The 20,873-nt window shown below is 54.7% G+C and carries 13 protein-coding genes; 4 read left to right on the top strand and 9 right to left on the bottom strand.

What is annotated here, in order from left to right; translation table 11 throughout:
• The first annotated feature begins 129 nt into the window (after nucleotides 1–129).
• On the top strand, nucleotides 130–1,533 hold the full coding sequence (sthA, locus tag SH528x_RS35720) for a Si-specific NAD(P)(+) transhydrogenase (protein ID WP_442508184.1): 1,404 nt from the start codon (nucleotides 130–132) through the stop codon (nucleotides 1,531–1,533).
• A gap of 281 nt (nucleotides 1,534–1,814) precedes the next feature.
• A complete protein-coding gene (locus SH528x_RS35715; protein WP_442508183.1) occupies nucleotides 1,815–3,167 on the top strand; it encodes a PQQ-binding-like beta-propeller repeat protein in 1,353 nt (450 codons plus the stop codon).
• 324 nt (nucleotides 3,168–3,491) lie between these two features.
• Here the strand turns inward: SH528x_RS35715 and SH528x_RS35710 are convergent, their stop codons facing one another.
• Complete coding sequence (locus tag SH528x_RS35710; RefSeq protein WP_442508182.1) at nucleotides 3,492–3,998, bottom strand: lactoylglutathione lyase family protein; 507 nt, start codon at nucleotides 3,996–3,998, stop codon at nucleotides 3,492–3,494.
• Between the two features lie 372 nt (nucleotides 3,999–4,370).
• Between SH528x_RS35710 and SH528x_RS35705 the strand changes: the two genes are divergently transcribed.
• Nucleotides 4,371–7,472: a PVC-type heme-binding CxxCH protein gene (locus SH528x_RS35705; RefSeq protein WP_442508181.1), complete on the top strand. Its 3,102-nt coding sequence runs from the start codon at nucleotides 4,371–4,373 to the stop codon at nucleotides 7,470–7,472.
• Between the two features lie 377 nt (nucleotides 7,473–7,849).
• Here the strand turns inward: SH528x_RS35705 and SH528x_RS35700 are convergent, their stop codons facing one another.
• The 8 genes from SH528x_RS35700 to SH528x_RS35665 all read right to left on the bottom strand — a co-directional run bounded on the left by SH528x_RS35700 (nucleotide 7,850) and on the right by SH528x_RS35665 (nucleotide 20,341).
• On the bottom strand, nucleotides 7,850–8,608 hold the full coding sequence (locus SH528x_RS35700) for a zinc-dependent peptidase (RefSeq protein WP_442508180.1): 759 nt from the start codon (nucleotides 8,606–8,608) through the stop codon (nucleotides 7,850–7,852).
• Between the two features lie 35 nt (nucleotides 8,609–8,643).
• Nucleotides 8,644–11,151: a fused MFS/spermidine synthase gene (locus SH528x_RS35695; protein WP_442508179.1), complete on the bottom strand. Its 2,508-nt coding sequence runs from the start codon at nucleotides 11,149–11,151 to the stop codon at nucleotides 8,644–8,646.
• Between the two features lie 334 nt (nucleotides 11,152–11,485).
• Nucleotides 11,486–12,022 (bottom strand): hypothetical protein, encoded by a 537-nt coding sequence (locus SH528x_RS35690; RefSeq protein ID WP_442508178.1) that lies wholly within the window; start codon nucleotides 12,020–12,022, stop codon nucleotides 11,486–11,488.
• Nucleotides 12,023–12,158: 136 nt separating this feature from the next.
• Entirely contained in the window at nucleotides 12,159–12,812 is a 654-nt protein-coding gene (locus tag SH528x_RS35685) for a hypothetical protein (RefSeq protein ID WP_442508177.1), read from the bottom strand.
• Nucleotides 12,813–12,911: 99 nt separating this feature from the next.
• Nucleotides 12,912–16,112 carry an efflux RND transporter permease subunit gene (locus SH528x_RS35680; RefSeq protein WP_442508176.1) on the bottom strand — a complete coding sequence of 1,067 codons (3,201 nt, stop codon included), beginning with the start codon at nucleotides 16,110–16,112 and terminating at the stop codon, nucleotides 12,912–12,914.
• A gap of 65 nt (nucleotides 16,113–16,177) precedes the next feature.
• Nucleotides 16,178–17,668: an efflux RND transporter periplasmic adaptor subunit gene (locus SH528x_RS35675; protein WP_442508175.1), complete on the bottom strand. Its 1,491-nt coding sequence runs from the start codon at nucleotides 17,666–17,668 to the stop codon at nucleotides 16,178–16,180.
• A 422-nt stretch (nucleotides 17,669–18,090) separates the two neighbouring features.
• Nucleotides 18,091–18,612 (bottom strand): hypothetical protein, encoded by a 522-nt coding sequence (locus SH528x_RS35670; RefSeq protein ID WP_442508174.1) that lies wholly within the window; start codon nucleotides 18,610–18,612, stop codon nucleotides 18,091–18,093.
• Nucleotides 18,613–18,772: 160 nt separating this feature from the next.
• On the bottom strand, nucleotides 18,773–20,341 hold the full coding sequence (locus SH528x_RS35665; RefSeq protein WP_442508173.1) for a TolC family protein: 1,569 nt from the start codon (nucleotides 20,339–20,341) through the stop codon (nucleotides 18,773–18,775).
• Between the two features lie 284 nt (nucleotides 20,342–20,625).
• Here SH528x_RS35665 and SH528x_RS35660 point away from each other — a divergent pair, with 284 nt between their 5' ends.
• On the top strand, nucleotides 20,626–20,805 hold the full coding sequence (locus SH528x_RS35660) for a hypothetical protein (RefSeq protein WP_442508172.1): 180 nt from the start codon (nucleotides 20,626–20,628) through the stop codon (nucleotides 20,803–20,805).
• Nucleotides 20,806–20,873: the final 68 nt, after the last annotated feature.

Raw genomic sequence — 20,873 nt, 5'->3', positions numbered from 1 at the left:
AGGAAACCGTTAGCCTATCGCAGCAGTGGGTACCGTCGTAGGCCGTTGCATTGACAACTCTCTTCTTCAACGCCCAAACTTTGTGCGTTACCGCGAACTCGAACGCTCTCTCGAAAGTACGATCTCTAGATGAACGCCACGACTCAAGACCCCAAATTTGACTACGACCTATTCGTAATCGGCTCAGGCCCCGGAGGCGAGGGGGCAGCAATGCAGGCCGTAAAGGGGGGGATGCGAGTCGCGGTTGCGGAAAGATATACACAAATCGGAGGCGGCTGTACCCATTGGGGAACCATCCCGAGCAAGGCGCTGCGTTACGCCATCACTTCGACAATGAAGACGCTTCGTAACCCAACCTTTCAAGAGTTGGGCATCCATTTTAGCCCCTCGCTACAGCAGCTCAAACGTGGCACCCAGGCGATCATCGGCAAGCAAGTCACGATGCGGCAATCGTTTTACGAGCGAAATGGCGTGCCCGTCTTTCAAGGCACGGCTCGTTTTCTGGATTCACAAACGATTTCCATTGATGGCGACAAGCCGATTCGCGCCAAGCACTTTGTGATCGCCACGGGATCGCGACCGTTTCGCCCCGCCGATGTCGACTTCACACATCCACGTATCTACGACAGCGACACGATCCTCGGCATGACTCACAAACCGACGACGTTCTGCGTCTACGGTGCGGGCGTGATCGGGACCGAATACGCTTCGATGTTTCGCAATCTGGGGATCAAAGTCAATTTGATCAACACTCGCGCAAAGCTGCTCGAGTTTCTTGATGACGAGATTATCGACGCACTCTCGTATCACTTGCGTGACCAAGGCGTGATTATTCGACACAACGAAACGATGGAGCGAGTCGAACCGACCGACGATGGAGTGATCTTGCATTTGGAAAGCGGCAAACGGGTCAAAACGGATGCCTTTTTGTGGGCCAACGGACGCTCCGGAAATACCGATGACCTGGGGCTCGAAAATATTCCTATCGAGGCCAACAATCGTGGCCAGTTGATTGTCGACGAGCAATTTCAAACCGTGGTGCCACACATCTACGGCGTCGGCGATGTGATTGGTTACCCGTCGTTGGCAAGTGCCGCGTACACCCAGGGCCGCGCTGCAGGCATGCACATGCTTGGCCGCAAAGATGGCAATCTGCGAGTTAACGATATTCCAACCGGGATCTACACCAGTCCCGAGATCAGCTCGGTGGGCAAGACCGAGCGAGAATTGACCGCTGCCTGTGTTCCCTACGAAGTCGGGCACAGTTTGTTCCGCTCGCTCGCTCGTGCTCAGATCACTGGCGAAACGACGGGCATGCTCAAGTTACTATTCCACCGTGATACGCTGGAGATTCTGGGTGTTCACTGTTTCGGCGCCAACGCGTCGGAAATCATACACATCGGTCAAGCGATCATGAACCAACCCGCCGGGCACAACACGGTCGAGTACTTCGTCGAAACCACGTTCAACTACCCGACGATGGCCGAAGCCTACCGCGTCGCAGCGCTGAACGGCATGAACCGACTGTTCTAAGGAATGTCGTTGATCGCTCCGTGATCATTACGTTGCATCAAGCTTGATTGGACGTTTTCCTGGCCTCACCGAGAGAGGATAGTTAGGAGCAGCGTAAATTTGAAACAGCCGGACGAACTGCAGAATACTGCCTGACAATTTCAGGAATCACCGTTCGTCTTTTCGCTGATTGCGGCGGTTCGTGCGGCGGATGACTGATTTCGATGGCCATCTAAATGCTTGTTCTGTCCTGATAATGAACAACCGTTTCTGTCCGCTCTTCTCCTAGGAACTCTCCTCTCATGCTTTTGCGATATTTTAATCGATGCCGGCTTTTCTCGTTGATCGCCGCGGCCTGTTTTGCAGGGATCGCCGCGAGCGAGGCGGTGGCGGACGATTGGCCAGGCTGGATGGGGCCCTCACGGGATGGAGTCTACCGCGAGACGGGAATCATTGATGAAGTGCCTGAGAGTGGCCTGAAAGTCAAATGGCGAACTCCGATCGCGGGTGGGTATGCCGGACCTGCGGTCGCCGACGGACGTGTCTTCGTTTTTGACTACGAAAAAACCGAGGGTGAAGCATTCAACGATGCTGGCCAACGAGCGAACTTGAAGGGGCAAGAACGGTTGACCGCGTTAGACGCTGAAACCGGTAAACAGCTGTGGCAATACGCCTACGATCGCCCTTACAGCATCTCGTACCCCGCCGGCCCGCGATGCACGCCGACCGTTGACGGCGACCTCGTCTACATCCTAGGAAGTGAAGGTGACTTGCAAGCCTTGCGAGTTTCGGACGGCGAAGTCGTTTGGAAACGCAACTTGCCAGAGGACTTGGGCGCCGAGGTTCCGATTTGGGGATTCGCGGCTCATCCGTTGATCGACGGCGACATGCTTTACACGATGGTCGGTGGCGAGGGGCAAGCCATCGTGGCCTTTGACAAGTTGACCGGCGAAGTCAAATGGAAGGCGATTGACGGTAACGCCGGGTACTGCACCCCTTCGATCATCGAACATGGTGGTGCACGTCAATTGATCGTCTATCACCCCACCGCGGTAACCAGCCTGAATCCGACCACAGGTCGCGAGTACTGGAGTATTCCGATCGCTCCGTCATTCGATATGTCGATCGCTCGTCCGATGGTAGACGGCGACTTGATGTACGCCAGCGGAATTCGCAGCGAGTCGTTGATGATCCAATTAGGAAGCGACAGCCCGGCGGCCAAAGAAGTTTGGCGTGGCGAACCCAAAGAGGCCGTTCACAGTGCAAATGCGACACCGATCTTCACCGAAGGCGTCGTCTATGGGACCGATTGCGTCCAAGGCAACTTGGTTGCAGTGGACGCAAAAGATGGATCGCAGTTGTGGTCAACTTTCGAAGCCACCAGGCCAGACGAGAAGCGGTTTATCAAGCACGGCACGGCTTTCTTGACCCGGCTGGCGGACACCGATCGCTATCTCATCTTCAGCGAAACAGGTGACCTGCAAATGGCAAAGTTGACCGCGGCGGGCTACGAAGATTTGGGGCGTTTTCATGTTCTCCAGCCGACCGGCGAAGCTTTCGGTCGATCGGTCGTGTGGAGCCATCCGGCGTACGCAGGTCAAACGGCGTTCGCCCGCAACGATGAAGAAATCGTCGCCGTGGACTTGGCCAAGTAGTTCTTAGTCGCGATAGCGACGACAGGCGATAGCCCCGGACGCGAGTCCGGGGGCGACGTCGCCCTCACGCACATCAAGTCGCGAAGCGACGACAGGTGTTGATTCCCGGTGGTCCATTCGCGCGCGCATCCGTAACTCATGTCGTCGCGTTGCGACTCGGCTTCGCTTCGTTTTCCCAAACCCCGGACTGGCGTCCGGGGCTACTACCTGACGTCACTTCGTGACTCACCATTCGCGAAATACCGGAACAAAAATAATGCGAAAATGGACAGTCAATACGTCGTGTCAATTCCGGGTTTTTAGCAGCCCACTCAGAGCCCGTTATCAATCCGCACTGTCCTGGTATGCGCCTGCTGAATACGTAAGCTCATAGCTGTGAGAATAGATCTCGATCAAGTTTCCAAATGGGTCTTCACAGTAAACCATTCGGTATGGCTTTTCGCCGGGATAATACTCTCGAATCGGCATTCTCTGTTTACCCCCGTTTTGAACGATTTTCTTTGCCAGGCCCTCCACATCGGGGTCCTGGACGCAAAAGTGAAACACGCCTGTTTTCCAATATTCAAAATTGTTTTCAGGCTTTTGGGCATTTTCAAATTCGAACAGTTCAATGCCAACTCGATCGCCGGTGGCCAAGTGAGCAATTCGAAATCGGCCCCAACCTTTTCCGAATACGTCATCACACATCACGCCAATCGCGGAATCGTCCGACACGATTTCGGTGGCCGGCATGATGACGTACCACCCCAACGTTTTCGTGTAGAACTCGACGGCTTGGTCCAAGTCGGTCACGGAGATGCCGATGTGAGAAAATGTTCGTGGAAACGTCATCCTGTTCTTCCCTTAGGTACTGGAATGGTGATGCCATTGTCGGTCCGAAAATGAACGCTTACTGATCGCGGAAGCGGGCGGAACAATGCCATGACACGGGCTTGAAGCCGCATCAATTTTTCTCACCGGGTTTTATCTTCAAGATAACAGACCCCATTTACAGCGCCGCATTCCAACACCAAAAAACGTCAGTCGATTTCGCTGCGTTGGCAGACTCGACGGCTTTGGCGAACTCGGATCCATTGGAAGCGGGTGCCCCGATTTGACGGCAAAATCCTCGCTTGCCCATCGTCGGCCGCGAGAAGTTATGATAGAGATCCCGCCCCGAAAGCGATCATCCCTCCGTCCCTTCCCGCCAACGTGTGACTTTCGATGCATGCACCCCTTCTGAAGGCCGCTTGGCCTTGGCCAATTAGCCGTCTGCGAACTCGATTTGCCCTGACTTTCTTACTCACAAGCTTGGCTACGCTTTCCGCCGCTCAAGAAACGGAGCCGATTGCGACCGATTCGGACACCACCGTTGCGGGCAATGAGCAAGTCGCTGAGATCATCCGGACTCGTCCTGGTCGCGGGGTGATGCGAGACGACTCGCTGCCCACTCCCGTCGATTTGGCCGTGACCAAATTTGACGTTTTGAAGGGATTCAAAATCGAAGCGGTGGCGGCGGAGCCCGTCGTCTCGCAGCCGCTGTTCGTGTCGTGGGATTCACGCGGCCGGATGTGGGTGATCCAGTATCGCCAGTATCAATTTCCTGCAGGACTCAAGATTGTTCGCTACGACCAACACCTGCGTGCTGTGTTTGACCGAGTCCCCGAGCCACCTCCGCATGGCACCCCGGGCGCCGACAAGATCACCGTCTTCGAAGACACTGATGGAGACGGCGTCTACGACACCCACAAAGATGTGATCAACGGACTGAATATTGCTTCGGCAGTGCAAGTTGGCCACGGTGGAATCTGGGTTTTGAATCCACCGTACTTGCTGTTCTATCCCGATGCCGATCAAGACGATGTGCCGGATGCGGAACCCGAAGTCCATCTCAGCGGATTTGGATTACAGGATACCCACTCGGTCGCTAACAGCATGATGTGGGGGCCAGACGGTTGGCTGTATGGTTGTAACGGCAGCACCACGGTCGGCGATGTCAGTTCCGCAGTAACTAAGGGTGTTCGTTTTCAAGGCCAATGCGTTTGGCGGTACCATCCCGACACAAAAGAGTTTGAAATCTATGCCGAAGGTGGCGGCAATAACTTCAGTCTCGATATCGATTCCAAAGGCCGTGTCTTCACCGGCACCAACGGTGGCAACACGCGTGGCTACTATTTTCCGCAAGGCAGCTATAGCGAAAAGAACTGGGGTAAACACGGACCGCTGACCAACCCCTATGCCTTCGGATACTTTAGCGCGATGAAGTTCGAGGGAGACGGACGGCGGTTTCCGCAAGCGTTCTGTATCTACGAGGGAGGGCTGTTTCCGAAGGAGTTTAATGAGAACATCATTGCTCCGAATTCGCTGCACAATCTTGTTTGGCGGAGCAAGCGGATTCCCGATGGATCGACTTACCGAACCGTGGACGAGCCCAACCTGATCGAGACGCCGGACCGTTGGTTTCGGCCGGTATATGCAGGCGTTGGCCCCGACGGTGCCGTCTATATGGCCGATTGGTACGACAGTCGACTCAGTCACGTCAGCCCCGTCGATGATTGGCACAAAGAGAGCGGACGAGTTTACCGCGTCGTCCCCGACGGAAAAACGGCTAGCTATCAACAAGGTGATCTCAGCCGCGCCGACAGCCAAACGCTGATCGATTGCTTTTCGCACCAAAATAAATGGGTGCGGCAACGAGCCGCTCTCGAATTGGGTTGGCGAGGTGACGCGTCGGTAGCCGATTCGCTGATCAAACTTGTCGACGACTCCGCGTCGCTTGAGGCGTTGTGGGCATTGAACTTGATCGGCAAGTTCGATCACGCGTTGGCCACTCGCTGGCTCTCGCACTCTGATGCTCATATTCGTCGCTGGGTCGTGCGTCTACTCGGTGATCGACACGAAGACCACAGTGGACTTGCGGCGATGGCGGCGACCGAGCCCGATGTACAAGTTCGCAGTCAATTGGCCGCGACGGCGAAACGACTCTCAGCTGATGTTGGGCTTAGCATTGTTTCGGCGCTCTTGCGACACGACGACGATGCCAACGATCCGCACATGCCGTTGATGAATTGGTGGGCGATCGAAGCTCATGTTGATTCGTGGCCTGCGATCGAAACGATGTTCGCCGACAAATCGTTGTGGAGCACGACGATGGTGAAACAAACCGTCTTGAAACGCCTCGTTCAGCGTTATGCGTCCGCCGGCGGTGCCGAGGACTTTGAGCATTGTGGGCAATTGATCGCGATGGCTCCCGATGACGCGTCTCGATCGCAGTTGGTTCAGGGGATTGATCTCGCATTCCAAGGGCGTGCGATACCCAAACTGCCTGAATCGCTCGACAAAGCGTTGGCGGACTACAAGGCGTCGATTGGCCAGTCCGATTTGATCCTGTCGCTGCGTCGTGGAGACGCAAAAGCGATCGACGAAGCGATAAAACTGCTTGCCAGTCCACAATCGAATTTACCGTTGGCGATCGAGGTGGCGAACGTATTTGGCGAAGTCCATCACGCGGCGGCCGCGAAAAGTTTACTTGCCCTGGCGACGGGAAGCAGGACGTCCGAACCGGCGCTGCAGCGAGTTGCAATCGCTTCGCTTCGGCAATATGACACCGCGTCGATTGCCGGCACTTTATTGGCGTCGTTCGGTAACCGGATCTCCGAAGAGCATGGATTGCGGGCCGCGGCATGCCGGACGCTTGCGTCACGTCCAGTCTGGGCAACTCAATTGTTGACGGAGTTGACTGAGTGGCGAGTCAAACGCGATCAAATTCCGTACGACGTGATTCAACAACTTCGCAGCTATGACGATCCTGAAATCGCCAAGCAGGTCGAAGCCGTATTTGGTCCGATCTCGGCAACCGCGACCCCGGAACAAATCGCTCAAACGAAGCGTTTGCGAGACATGCTCGCAGCAGAGCGGGGCGATGCCAAAGCAGGCAAGGAGATCTTCACCAAGGCGTGCGGGGTATGCCACCAACTGTTTGGCGAAGGAGGCAAAACGGGACCGCCGCTGGACGGCTACGAACGAGGCAAGGTCGGTTTTTGGGTCGACTCGATCGTGCTGCCGAATCTCGAAATTCGCGAAGGCTACCAGTCCTATTTAGTGCTGACCGAAGACGGTCGAGTGATCAACGGGATCATTGCCGAGCAGACGCCGACCACGGTAACACTGCGAAACGCGGACAACCAAACCACCACGATTGCCCGTGACGATATCGAAACGCTCAAGGCGCTACCGACTTCGCTGATGCCTTCGGATTTACTCAAAGAGATGAGCGACACCCAAATCCGCGACCTCTACGCCTACCTCTCACTCGGAGCCAAGTAGCGACACCGCGTTGACGTTTCTGAGCGAGAGTTCAAACCGTCCAGCGGATCAGTCACGAAGTGACGACATGCAGTAGCCACGGACGTGAGTCCGTGGTTCGGGGAGAAAATCGGTCGGGACAGTCGCAACGCGACGACAGGTATTTTACTGAACGAGAGAAAACGACGCTGTTCACCGAAACGAGTTGCAAATATTCCTCCGGGGCACGGCAAATCGTTGTGGTTCTCCTGCCGTCGCGTTGCGACTTTGCGTATGCATGTCTGTGTCTTTCCCTGAACTGACGTCCAGGCTACCACCTAGCGTCGCGTTGCGACTGGGTGACTGCAAGCCACGAAGTGACGACATGCAATAGCCACGGACGTGAATCCGTGGCTAGCTTACTCGCCTTGACTCTCAACACCCCACAGTTCGGCTAATAGCTTGAATATCTCGGGATCGTGTTTCTTTAATTCTTCGCGGGTGTAGGGGAAAAAGTCGTTGCGGCTGAAGTAGGCTTCGCTGGTTTCGGCAAAGTACTCTTGCGGCGTCGTCATTGCATACGCTCGACCACGATGCTTGCGGCCGTTGGCGTCTTGACGTTCGACATCGTCGTACTTGCCGCTTGCTTTGGCTTTCTCGTAAGCCATCTTCAGTGGTTGATTGCCAAAGCCACGCTCGAGCACACGGTCGTGGTAGGCGTGGGCCAGTTCATGCAACGCAAAGTTGGGCATCCGACGTGTCTCGGCTTCAAAAATGCGGACATTGGTGAACTCGACGCACTTCGCCATGCTCGGATCACGGCCGTTATCAATTAACCATTTTTTGTTTGGATGATATTCCGCTCGCGGCTGAGTGTCGGGGTACTCGGGCGAAAACCATAATGGCACCTTTAGTAACTCCGCAACCGCTGGCGCGGGCACCACTCGCACAATCTCTTCGAGCTGTTTTTCTAGCAGCGTCAATGCCTTGGCGGTCGCTTGCTCGTTTTGCGATTCCAACTTCTGGCTGACGTGAACCGTCCAACCCGCAACCACACGTGTCTGGTGGGATGGATTCAAATCCTCTGCGGCCTGCGAATTCGCGGCCACACCACTGACCAGCACTGCGGCAACGACGACGCCGCGAATCCAATCTCGACGACTACGACGAATGTCCATCTCTAAAACTCTTCTTTTGGCGAAACAATGGGACGCTAATCTGAATCGGGTTCGGGAAACATCACTGTGCGTTGCCACGATCGATCACTCGGCGGTGACGAACCCGTCGCACCAATATACTTCATCGAATCAGTAGCCGCCGAATCCTGAAACCGCTTCAGAAAATCATGCAGCGCGACACCACGCATTAAGCTTCGACTGCGATGCGATACCGGTGAATGAAACTCGACCCAAGGGTGTTCGTCTGTATTTAAACGAGCCCCCTCACGTTGCGGCCAATCTCCCGCGTACAACTCGACTAACTGCGTCGCCGTTGCTAACGAGGAATCCTCGAACTGACCTCCAGCCACCAACTCGCTCAATCGATGGTTGAGCATTATTTCGTTGATTTGCAGCGGTGATTCGGACGCCACCAAGGCAAGAATCGGTCGTGATCGACTCAACCGCCCCCACCATAGCGTGACATGAGGAAAGACACTGCGAAGACTGTCTGCGATCATTTCAAAGTCGTCGACGCCAAGCTGATATAGCGGCAACCACTGGCAGAGTAGCCCTTGCGGGCGAAGTCGTTTTTTCGCCGCTGCAAATTGCTCGACCGTATACAGGTACCCCGTTTCGCTTTCCCAGGGAACAAACAAGTCCGAAACAATCACGTCGTATTGCCGCTCGGTCGTCGCCAGGAAATGACGCGCATCATCGACAATCATGGTCGTCCGCGGATCATCGACCACATGACGATTTTCGTTTCCCAGTAGTCGCACGGCATCGACGACTTCGGGAATCAGTTCGACGATGTCGATCGATTGCAGTTCTTGATGCGGCACCGCACCACCTGCTGTCATTCCGGTACCCAATCCAAGCAGCGCGACGTCACGCGGTTGACGGTGCAAAAGCAGCGGCAAATGGGCTTGGCGAAATTCGCGTTCAGCGCTGTCCCCGGTCGCTCCAAATCGGTAGTGCAAGTTCTGGCGGACCTTCTTGGCGCCAGTCTTCTGATTTTGAACCACGTCGATCCATCCGTAGGTCGAATGCCAACGACGCAGCAACGTATCCTGATCCTCGCCACGCACCCACGATTCGGGATTGCCAAGCAGAATCGGCAAACACAACAGGACCGCGACTGCCGCCGGAAATAGAATTCGCATCCGCGTCAGCCCGCTGCGTAATTGCCATATTGCCGGAGACAGCATCGCCAATGCCACCACAGCAAACGATTTCCAGAGCCCGAGGGCGGGAAACAAAACAAAGCTGGCGATGATCGCTCCTAACGCTGCGGCTACGGTATTGGCGAGCGTCAATCGTCCCACATCATGACTGAGCGTTTCCGCTTGCACGCTAAAGGCGAACCAAGCAGTCGGCAAAATTAATCCGGTAAAAAAGGCGACCGGCAAAGTCACCGCGAGCACCAACAACAATCCGTTGGCGTAATAAGCGGCAAATGTTTCACCTGCTTGGAAATACTGCAAACGAGTTCCTGTCACAAAGCCGAGCACAGAGATTGCAATCGCCGCGGCCGCCAAACATCCGGCCCACGTTACGATCGTTTTCGGCGAAAAAGAAACCAACAACCGACTGGCCACCATCGCACTGAGCGAGAGCCCCAACAGAAAACCGATCAGCACGAACGAGAACGTGTAGGTACTGTTGTGAAATACCAAGCTGAATAAGCGAGTGTACAAGACTTCCATGGCTAACGTTGCAGCGCCCGAAACTACAACCACCATGCTCCAAAAACGACGCTCGGACATGTCGAAATTGGCAGGCCTCTTCGGCAACGACTCCGCTGCGGTTTCCTCACCTAGGTCCGCCGGAACAATTGCTGACGTAGCGGAACTCGTCAAGAGTTTCGACCTGTTCCGCGATTCACGAAAGTCTTGACGACTTCCGCTACGAGTCAACCCGTCACTTGGTGTTCCGGCAGTTCTCAACTTCGTCATACGTCGCAGCATCAATGCACCCGCGGCACAAGCCAGCGAGATCATCGCTGCCACCATGCTGCTTCGCGTCACCCCGACGATAGGCAATAACAACGACGACGCTGCGAGGACGCCACCGACCGCTCCGAATACGTTCCATCCATACGCTCGTGTTAAACGATTCCGAGAAGCGGCGCCGTCACTGAGTTGCATACGCAGGAAAATTTCGTTCATGATCGGCAGCGTCGCACCGAGAGCAATCGTTGCAGGCGCTAATAGCAAAAGACTGAACACCACTCGCCATCCCATCTGCATGATCGGAATGTTGGACTGCAGCATCGGCTCAAGCACCGATCCCGTTGTGTGACTTATCAAAAGGGGGATCGTGATTGCCCACAGTCCCGCAATGATTTCACAGGCGGCATAGCCACGAAAGGGACACATCCGATTGGCCCATCGTCCGCCGATCGCATACCCGATCGCCATGCCGCCAAAGTACGCGGCCAGCACCGCTGCGGCGGCATGCGAGGTGTGCCCAAACAGCAATCCCAGTTGACGATTCCAACTGACCTCGTAAACAAGTGCCGCAAACCCCGACGCAACGAAGATGAGGTAATACGGCAGCATGACAACCTAAGGCAGCAAGCGGGACGTTTCTGTTTGGCGGGCTGACACGAGCGACCTGCCCAGGTACGGATCTCAGTGCAATGATGAGTTTCATTGAGAGTCGCAAATTACGGCATTTGCGTTTTGTAGCTACGCTCGCCAGAGCGTGGATGGTTGACGCGCAAATACGAATCACCACCTTCTGGCGAAGGTAGCTACGAGAAAATGCTTCACAGCTTTAGTCAAGACGGCTAATCAGATGACTGCTGGCAACCTGCTTAGGACCGTAAACGGCCGAAAGTCTTGGCGACTTTCGCTACAGCTTACGGCCCGAATGCTATTCGTCGCCGAAACATTAGTGATCGTGACCTTCGTGGTCATGGTCGTGTTTGATCTCGCCGCGATAGGGCGTGCCGTTAATCGTCACGCTCAACTTGGGTGCCGAAGCTTCGTCATCGATATGCCCGACCAATTCGGCATCGGCGAGTGTGAAGCGTGACGACTTGCCGTCTGTGTCGCCGGCATCAGGACTGGCCGCCAACTTAAACTGCTCGGGCGCTCCATCATGCGTCAAATTGATCGTTACTTCCTTGGCGTCAATCGGAACCGCTTTCGCTGCCGCCGAATCAAGGATGTAGACGGTTACCGACTTGGCATCGTGAACCACTTCGGCATGAAACTCTTCGTTGCCAAGTTCGACCAAGGATCCATGGTGAGGTCCTTCGCTCGGATGGGCGTGCACATCCACGGTCGCAGGCGGAAGCCCATCCACGGTTACGTCGCTACCGGAGACGCTCGTATCAGTATCGGCAGTCGTTGCGGCTTTGTCGCCACATCCCGTGGTGAAAAGAATCAGGCCGGCGGCAAGAGTTGCAAATTTTGTCATACGCATTGTAAAAATCTCTGTGATCAGGGGCAAAGGGGAACGTCCCACGATACGAATCGCGAGACGAAAGTTTTCAAAAAAACTCGCAAACGGAATTTGCGAGGCGACTACGGGGTATCTGTCGATTCACCCCGCTGATGTGCTAATGTGAGTGGCGAGCTTCAAAACCGTTTTGCATCAGCCACGAAGCCCATTGCTCGGATACCTTGTGGTCAACCAAGTGGATGTCTCGCCAAGTCGGGGCGCGGAACCGAATGTCACGATGATCGCCGTGGCTTTCGACGACCACCTCGCACCCCATGTCTTGTAATTGTTTCAAAGTCTGAGTTTCTTGAGGCGAACCGTTGCCATGGATTTGTTTCCAGTCGACCAAGCGAAACTCGACAATTTCCGAACCTTCGGAAAATGCAGGTGCGGTTTGAGCATGTGATACATCAAAACCTGAGGCTTTGAGCCACCCCATCCACTGGTCCGCCATCGCGCGATCTTTGACGCCAAGTGATTTCCACTGCTGGCAACGGTAGGCAACGTCAATGTGCCCTGCATGTTGATCTTGTCTGGCTTCACAGCCAAGTTTTTGTACGGTGGCAAGATGCTGACTCGCTTTGTTGGCGTCATCAAAGTGCATCGTTTTCCACTGGGGCAATTGGAACGCCAGCGTTTCGCCCGAGTGGTCATGGTCACCATGCGAATGCCCATCATCACCGCCGTGCGAATGGTCGTGCGCCTGACCGTATGACGAGGTGCCGCAGGTGACAATCGCAGCAAAAACCAGCAGGGGGAACAACTTCTTCATTTTCTTCTCCATCTTAACCAAGGGGGGAACTCCGTTCATCGCGTAGCAAACCCTGAGCCACTGGCGTGGGCTCGCTGCGATGTTTTCTCACACACGCATCTAAATTTCATTTAATTCGATTTCGCTAGCGGTGGCGGTGACGACCCGCTCGGCTGACTTCATCCCAAACAACCAGAACAGTGCCGGATGCACAAAGAAGTCCAACATCGTTGAACTCACCAATCCGCCTAGGATCACTGTGGCGACGGGATACAGGATTTCTTTACCCGCATCGCCGGCCGACATCACCAATGGCACCAGGCCAATGCCGGAAGTCAACGCGGTCATCAGGACCGGCGCGAGTCGCTCGAGTCCGGCGCGAATAATCATCGCGGGAGTAAACTGTTCGCCTTCGTGTTGAACGAGATGCAAATAGTGCTGCAGCAATAGAATGCCATTTCGCGAGGCGATCCCGGCGAGCGAAATAAATCCGACCATCGCGGCGATCGTCAGCGTTTGGCCGGTGATCACCAAGGCGGCGACCGAACCGATGAACGCCATGGGAAGCGCCGCCATCACCTGCAGTGCCAAGTTCATGCTGCGGAACAGTGTGTACAGCACCAGGAACACGCCCATCATCGAAATCACAAACAACACCGAGATGATTCGGCTAGCCGATTGCTGACTTTGAAATTGCCCTCCGTACTCGACAAAGTACCCCGAGGGCAGTTGAGCGATGATCGGTTTTATCGACGCTTGAATATCGTTCACAACGTCCACGACACCACGGTCGGCAACGTTACACTGGACCACGATGCGGCGACGCACGTTCTCGCGATTGACCACGTTGGGGCCACCCGATTCGTAGACTTTCGCGAGTCCTGAAAGCGGAATCATGCCGCCGTCCGGCAACTGGATCGACAATCGCTTCAATTCTTCGATGTCCTCGCGATAGTCCTCTTTCATTCGCACCATCAAATCAAACGTTCGCATCCCGTCGAGCACTTCGGAAACGACTTTGCCATTCATCGCGGTTTCAATGTATTCGTTGACCGACGCGGCACTCAGTCCGTATTGCAGCAGTCGATCGCGATCAAGTTCGATGCGGAGTTGAGGGATAATGACTTGCGGTTCGACCAACGCGTCAGTAACTCCTGGCACCAGTTCGATTTCCGCTTTGATCTGTTCCGCCTTCTGACGCAACACATCCAAATCATCTCCGTAGATTTTGATTCCCACCTGGGCTTTCACCCCCGACAACATGTGCGAGATCAAGTGCGCGATCGGCTGCTCGACCGCCGTGACCACATGCGGGAACTCTTCCATCGCCTCGCGGATCTCTGCCAATTGTTCTTCACGAGAGCGAGGCGAATTGGGATCGAGCTCGATGATCATTTCGGACATGTTCACGCCCTCGGCATGCTCGTCCAATTCGGCACGGCCGGTCCGCCGAGCAAACCGCTGCACATCGTCAATCTGCTTCAGTGATTCCTCGACCGAGCGAGCAATCTCGTTGGACGCCGCCAACGAGGTTCCCGGCGGTAGGACCACATTCAACTGGATCGTGCCTTCGTTAAAGGGAGGCAGGAAATCCTTTTCAAGTCGCGAGATAAAGATCGCGGCGTTCGCGACCATCAATAACGTCACGCCGAGGTTGAGATAGGGGAATGTCAAACTGAACCGGATCACTTTATCAGCAACCCACTTCAGCCCCCGCAACACAAACCCGTCTCTTTCTTCGCCGCTTCCTTTACTCAATCCGAGCAACCAATACGACAGCACTGGTGTCACCGTTAGCGAAACCACCAACGAGGAAAGGATCGAAACGATGTAGGCGATTCCCAGCGGAACAAACAATTTGCCTTCCATCCCACCGAGCGCAAACAGGGGGATGAAAACCAATATCACGATCATCGTGCCAAACACGATACTGCGACGCACTTCGGCACTGGCTCGAAACACTACCAGCAGCGGGTTCAGTGGATTCCCGGCGGCACGGTTTTCTTTTAGCCGTCGATAGATGTTCTCAACATCCACGATCGCATCATCGACAAGTTCGCCCATGGCCACTGCGATCCCGCCCAGCGTCATCGTGTTGATCGACAGCCCAAACACCGCGAACACGATCGCGGTCATGACCAGCGACAGTGGAATAGCCGTTAACGTGATGAACGTCGTTCGCAAATTGAGCAGGAACAGAAACAGGACGATGACGACCAGGATTCCCCCGTCACGCAATGCTTCGATCACATTTTCAATCGCGCGGTCAATGAAGGATTTTTGCGAGTAGACTGTTGTCAGTTGCGTTCCCGCTGGCAATGTCGGCTTTAGTTCCTCGATTGCAGCCATCACATCTTCGGTCACGCGGCGGGTGTCGGCGCCGGGCTGTTTATTGATCGTTAGCACCACCGCAGGCCCACCACGCCAATTCGATGCTGCATCGCCCGAGGCACTTAATTCTGAATCGGCGATCGACGAGCGCACAAAGGCAGAACTGTCACCTCGTTTTACTTGCGCCCCCTCGACCACCTCGGCGACTTGGGACAGCAACACAGGTCGGCCTTCACGAATTTTTACCGGCACCTTTTTCAGATCGTCTAGCGACTGAATCCGTCCCAGCGACCGTACCAACAGTTCTTCGGGGCCTTGTTTGTCGAGATAACCGCCCGTCCCATTTTCATTGCTCTCGGTCACGGCGGTCTCAATCTCCGGCAACGTGACTCCGAAACGAAGCATCGCGTCGGGATCCACCAGGACTTGAAACTGTTTTCGCTCGCCGCCCATCGTGAAGACTTGCGACACTCCGGGAATCGTCAACAACCGTTGCCGGACGACCCAGTCCGCAGTGGTGCGAAGCTCCATGGGGCCGACATCTGGATTGTCGCTCCACATTCCCAGCATCAGAACTTGGCCCATGATCGACGAGATCGGAGCGAGCTGAGGCGTGATCCCGGGTGGCAAACGGTCCTGAACCATCTGCATCCGTTCCGCCACAATTTGGCGGTCGGTATAGACATCGGTGCCATAGGCAAATTCAACATAAATGACCGAGATCCCAACGCCCGAGGAACTGCGAACCGCCTCGACCCCGTTGGCACCATTCATCGTGGTTTCGATTGGGAATGTGATCAACGACTCCACTTCTTCGGGAGCCATTCCCGGCGTTTCCGTCATGATCACGACACGTGGTCGGTTCAAATCGGGAAATACATCGATGGGCATCACCATCGTTTGCCATGTCCCGTAACCAATCAGGAACAGTGCGACTGCGATGACGAGCAATCGTTGATGAAGTGCGAAGCGTATGACGGCGTTAAGCATGAATCAATGGAGAAATCGAGAATGGAAAATGAGGAGTTGAGAAGGGGGGATTCCCTATTTCTTCATCAGTGCGAGTGTCCAGCGTGCGGATCGGCGCCACCGCCTGATTTGTTTTTGATGGCCATTTGCATTTGATGCGCAGCTTTGCGGGCAATCACATCGCCGGGATAGATCGAACCATCGTTGGCGATCACCACGGCGTCTTGTCCACGATGGCGGACATGCACTGGCACGCGAGTAAAGTTCTTGCCGTTTTGCTGAAACACAAACCAATCCGCTCCCTCTTTCACCACTGCGTCCACAGGCAACACGATTTGATTCTCCCACTGTTCAACGGGCACACGTAGTTCAAGTCGCTGGCCGATGCGATACTTCCACGAGACAAATCGCTGCCCCTCGTCATTCTTCACATCACGCATCTTTTCGTTGGGCAATTCCACGAACAATGACAAGGTTCGTGAATCACTGTCGATCGAATTGGAAACAAAGACCAGCTTCAGTCCGCCAACGACCTCTTGCCCCATCGAACCGGTGAACACAGCGTCCACTGACCAACCTTGCTGAGCCGCTTCGGAAATCGCCGCGATGTCATTCTCGAACGCCTTGCCTTCGATAAACAATTGGGTGTAATCTGAAAGCGAGCACATCTTGTCACCCGCCGTGATCGCTTGTCCTTTGCGGACACTCAGGTCGTCGATCACCAACAGCTTCTTGCTGCTTCGGTTGCTTGGCGAGCTCTGAGGTAACGGCAAAGGTTTGGTGTGCGAGACTGGGTGCACAGAGACCTGGCTCAAGTGCAGCTCTTCGTCCTCACTGTGGCTGTCCACATCAGGAGCCACGATCTGCAAATCGCCCATCAATTTGCCGTCTCGAGCAATGGCATCAATTTGACGGTCCGATAGACCGTGCAGCCGGAGTGCCTCTCGCTGCGATTTTGCAAACGCTTCGAGTTTTTCTTTGGCATAACGGCGTTCCAACAGCTGTTTCCCTGAGATCGCGCCAGACCGGGTTGCATCTTCCAATCGAGCGATCTCGCGGTTTTCCACTTCCAACTCGCTGATCGTTTTCAGGTAAGTTGTCTGCGTTTCGACCAAGTCTTCGTAGGTCAAGCGGACCTCGAATAGCAAGTCGCCAGGCATCACCGCTTCGCCGGTGACCGCATGCACGTGGGTGACGACGCCATTGAGCGGCGATGACACCACAATCGAGGATCGACCGGGTTTGGCGACCACGACTGCGGGGACAGTGATCGAACGGCGATAGTTCGAAAGCTCTACCGGACGCAGATACTTAGGCGTCAATCCTAGATTCTTGCGAGCTTGTGGCGTCAACTCCAACGACGTGATCTCTGCCGCTGCTGCACCTGGTGCAGCATGAGTCGCGTGCTCGTCGCCCTCGGCAACTTCGCCGCCTCGTTGCGATGAGAGCGTGGCGTCAATCCATGTCGATAACGACGGCCACCACGTCGAATAGGTAACCCCAGCCGCAACAACAACGATCAAGCCAATCGCGATTTGAATCGCGGGCAAAGGCAATTTTGAGAGTTTAGGTCGCATTGGAAACGCTTCTTGGTTGAAACAAAATGAAGACGGGTTTGGAAGGCAGCGCCGTCGCAGCACACAGCATCGAAACAAAACAGCACGCTGGAAAACGTACCCCTCTGCGGCAATGAATGCGGCCTTGGATTTCGGCAGCCGGAACCTGCGGCAATGTTTGCGTGGTTCGAGGAACCGCGGCGTCATTGGAAGCTGCGTCGCCTCGACAGGCAGAACAACTTCAAATAGCAGGCCAAAATCAAACTAAGTTCGACGAATGTGGAAACATTCTTTTCGGCTCGCTCGGACGCGCGGATTCAGCACGCTCAAGTATGCTGACCTAAATCACGCAAAACGTTGCGGTCGGATCCGACGTAGAACGCACGCCATGACGGCGTTCAAACTAGCCTCGACCCAAGCAGCAAACAGAGAGAAAGAAAGGCTCAAATCTGCCAAGATTGCAGACGAACACAGGACTCAGAGGAGGATAAAACCCGAGCTCGACAACGTCTGTCGAAATCACCATCCACCGCAGCTCGCGGCGTTTCAGCCAACACGGCAACGGTCGAAAAAGCAAACGGGACCGACACGGCTTGGAGATCCAGATCCAACCATTTGGAAAACATTCCCACAAATTGGCAATGAGCTTCATCGCAATTATGAGAATGGCCGCAAGGCGAATCCGCATCAGTTAACGTTGCGGTTTCGATAGCTAAATCGCTAACGGCCAACTTCGTTGTCGGCGTGACCGCTGCGTGAGATTCGGCGTGCGAATGCGTGCTGTGATCACAACACACCGCAGTGGCGTGATGATGATCGTGATCCGCATCGCCACACGTATCAGCTGAGGCAACCTGATCGGCATGTTGCACGCAACACGCGTTCCCCAATGCGTGAGAGTGATGCCAGCAGCAACCCAGCACGGCGTGAGCCGCGAACGCGATGAGCGTCAATAGATGGGTCATTCCGACAAACACGTTAAACATAACCTTGGGGTGGAACCGTCTTGCGATGTTTTAATCTTTCCTAGCAAGCTGAATCGGGTCAAGAGGAACAAATCTTGATTTGAATTAGCTAACTCAGCAAATCATGCAATTTTCGAGGCGTCGGGGTTCAAGCGAATTTTTATTGTTGGCTAAACGTTAGTCCACGTAAACCATCGTCGCCGCTATCATCCACCATCGCATCCAAGGCGCCGCTGAGCACGTATCCGTCAACGCGAGCCCTTGCCTGAGCCAATTGGGCCTGAGAGGCAATAAACTGCAAGTTGGTATCATAATAGGTGCGCCGCGCCACCAAAACTTGGACAAAGCTGGTCTCACCCGCCTTGTAGGCAGTTTCAGCCAATTTCAGCCCATCGGCGGCATTGGGCAGAATGTCGTTGCTGTATTTCGACACTGCGGCAAGCGAGGAATCGTAATCTTGTGAAACTGCGGCCAGTCGGGCTTTGATCGCATTTTCGATCCGCAACGCGTCTTGGCAAGCACGAACAAGCTCGGCACGCGCCGCGGCAATGTTCCCCTGGTTTCGATTGAACACCGGAATGGGAGCACCCACCTGGATATTGATCATCCCCGAGCCAGTCCCGTTATCGTGACCGGCTGCCAATTGGAAATCGAGGTTCGGAATGGGCTGGACACATTGACGGTCGATGTTCGCGCGAGCTTGGCTGATTCGCGTCTGAGCGGCATGGTACTCGGGGCTCGAAGCCACCATTGTCGTGGCGACATCGGACCAATCCAACAACGTTTCGGTCTGTGGCAATTCGCCTTGTATGGAGATCGGCTGCATATGCGGAGTTCCGGCCAAAGCAACGAGTTCTCGCCACGCCGCAGCATACCGAATCTCGGCTTGTTGCAACGACAAATCGATCTCGTTCTTTTGCACTTTGGCCTGAACGACATCCAATTGCGATCCTTCGAGTGCTTCCTTGCGAAGCTCGGCTAGTTCCAATCCCTTGTCGGCAACGGATTGAAAGTCGCTGATTAATTTTATGCGTCGTTGAGCCGCGAGGGCGTCGTAAAACTTGACGCGAATGTCGGTCGCAATTCGGTATTTCTGTGCTTCGAGCTGAAACAGCTGAGCTCGTAACGCCTCGTTCTGGACACGGCGATTCAGATTTAGCTTGTCCGCTGTAATCAGTGTCTGAGAAATATAGACGCTGTGTTGATCGGTACCCTCATCGGCTAACTGCATGCCTTGGTAACCAACCGTTGGATTGGCTCGCAAACCAACCTGAGTGCGAAAACCCGCTGCTTTTTGAGTCGTTGCCACCAATCCCTGGATGGTCGGATTGTTGCCAAGGGCGAGGGCTTCGAAATCGGCCAGCGTCATGGTCGATTGCCCCGTGGCATAGGTTGCCGATGACGATGGCTCGGTCGCATTGTCAAACGGAATTGCGACTTGAACCATGGTCTCGGGATACGTCACATTGCCATCGCTGGTGTATCCCAGATCATCAAAGACGACTTGGGCAACGTCGCTGTTGGGCTTGCTTTGCGCCGCAGTCGCGGATTCCGATTCGGCTGTTTCGGGCAGACTGGTCTCGGGTGCGTCAATCAGTGACACGTCAAGCGACGACGTCGGACTCGAATCCACCAACGATGAAAACATACCCGGCGATGCACACCCCACCATACTGGCGGTCGATGCAGCAAGCAGCAAGTTAGCAAAGTAGATTCGTCGTCTGGACATAAAAATCACCAATATTCAAAGCGAGCTCGTTGTCGTGAAACTCGTTGACCGTGGAAGTAAGCGAATGTTTCTCCGGGAGTTACCCGGTCGTGTGGAATTGATTGTTACTGTTATTCATCGGGTATCAGAGGTAGGCATCGTTGGGAATAAGCCAGTTGCACACGTCCTGCAGCGGTCGGAAACGTGAATGATCCGTGTAACCGGCAAAGTCCACTTCAAATCCGACGAAAGAGAGTCGTGACGATGGGAAATGGCTGAATATGCACACTTAAAAAGAGGGTTGAGTGCGTGCCCCCGACCGTCGCCGGCGTCTTGATACCTGTTTTGATATCTCGTTTCGCTGGGCTGACAAAGTGTCCGATGTCTATATCGCAGCAATCGTGTTGATGTCGACGAACTGGCCTAACCAGGACGAATCTCGATCAAGCAATCGGTTCAACAAGCTCGAAACCGCTTCGAATTGAGATACTCCAACCGTCCGCTGTCCTTGACCTTTGCGCATGGGATGCAATGGATTGAAGGGCCGCAGAAC

It is taken from the genome of Novipirellula methanifontis (assembly GCF_052161655.1).
GTDB lineage: Bacteria > Planctomycetota > Planctomycetia > Pirellulales > Pirellulaceae > Novipirellula.
The sequence above is the reverse complement of the archived record's forward strand: the minus strand, read 5'-3'. Positions and strand labels throughout refer to the sequence as shown.